Genomic DNA, 1,352 nt, shown 5'->3' on the forward strand with positions numbered 1-1,352 from the left:
GAGGGTGTAAATAATTTTGTGTAAACGGTCATTTGGCAGGACACTGCCGCCATCAAGGAGAAACAATGACCGTTGTAAAGCGTAACAAGCGTGCCAAGCCCGATCCGGAACTGCTCAAGCTGGCCGATAGCCTATTGGCCAATTACCAAAAGCCCGAGGACCTAATCGGCGAAAATGGCTTGCTCAAGCAGCTCACCAAGATGCTGGTGGAGCGCGCTCTGGAGGTCGAAATGACCGGCCACCTAGGCCACGACAAGAGCGGCGAGGTGACTAACGGCACAGCCAACACTCGCAACGGCCACAGCACAAAAACTCTCAAAGGCGATTTTGGCGCACTGCCGCTGGACGTTCCTCGCGACCGTCAAGGGACATTCGAGCCGCAGATCGTCGTCAAGAACCAAACACGTTGGGCCGGCTTCGACGACAAAATCATCTCACTTTACGCGCGCGGATTAAGCGTGCGGGAGATCCAAAGCCACCTGGAGGAGATGTACGGCGCCGAGGTGTCACCGACCCTTATCTCCAACGTCACGGACGCTGTCAGCGAGGATGTGAAGCTCTGGCAGGCCCGTCCGCTCGACGCGGTGTACCCGATCCTGTATCTCGACTGCATCCACGTCAAGGTGCGCGACAGCGGCGCTGTACGCACCAAGGCGGTCTACCTGGCAATCGGCGTCAACATGGAAGGCCACAAGGAGGTGCTGGGCCTGTGGATCTCCCAAACTGAGGGCGCCAAGTTCTGGCTGCAGGTCGTGACCGAGCTCAAAAATCGCGGCGTGCAGGACATCTTCATCGCGTGCGTCGATGGCCTAAAGGGCTTCCCGGACGCGATCGAGGCGGTCTACCCGCAGGCCTCTGTTCAACTGTGCATCGTCCACATGGTACGTAACAGCCTGAACTTCGTACCATGGAAAGCGCAGAAGGAAGTAGCCGCCGATTTAAAACTGATCTACAGCGCGGCCACGGCCGACGAGGCTGAGCTCAGGCTTGCCGAATTCGAAGATAAATGGGATAAACAGTATAAACCAATAAGCCAGTCATGGCGTCGCAACTGGGCGCGTGTTATACCGTTCTTCGACTACCCGCCGGAAATCCGCAAGGTGATTTACACCACCAACGCGATTGAATCGATTAACATGAGCCTGCGAAAAGTCACCAAAGCCCGTAGTTCCTTTCCAACCGACGAAGCCGTCAGCAAACTGTTTTACCTCGCGCTGAACAACATCAGCAAGAAATGGACGATGCCCATACGGGACTGGAAAGCTGCATTGAACCGCTTCGCCATCCAGTTTGAAGACCGGGTGCCACAGACTTAAACGAAAACCCGTTTACACAGAATTCAGTACACCCCC

1 protein-coding gene is annotated in these 1,352 nt (G+C 55.8%); it reads left to right on the forward strand.

Going from position 1 to position 1,352, the window contains the following annotated elements; translation table 11 throughout:
• Window positions 1-65: 65 nt before the first annotated feature.
• Entirely contained in the window at window positions 66-1,316 is a 1,251-nt protein-coding gene (locus tag AKL28_RS23595; protein WP_034303257.1) for an IS256 family transposase, read from the forward strand.
• Window positions 1,317-1,352: the final 36 nt, after the last annotated feature.

Source organism: Herbaspirillum chlorophenolicum (genome assembly GCF_001189955.1).
Taxonomy (GTDB): Bacteria; Pseudomonadota; Gammaproteobacteria; order Burkholderiales; family Burkholderiaceae_D; genus Herbaspirillum; species Herbaspirillum chlorophenolicum.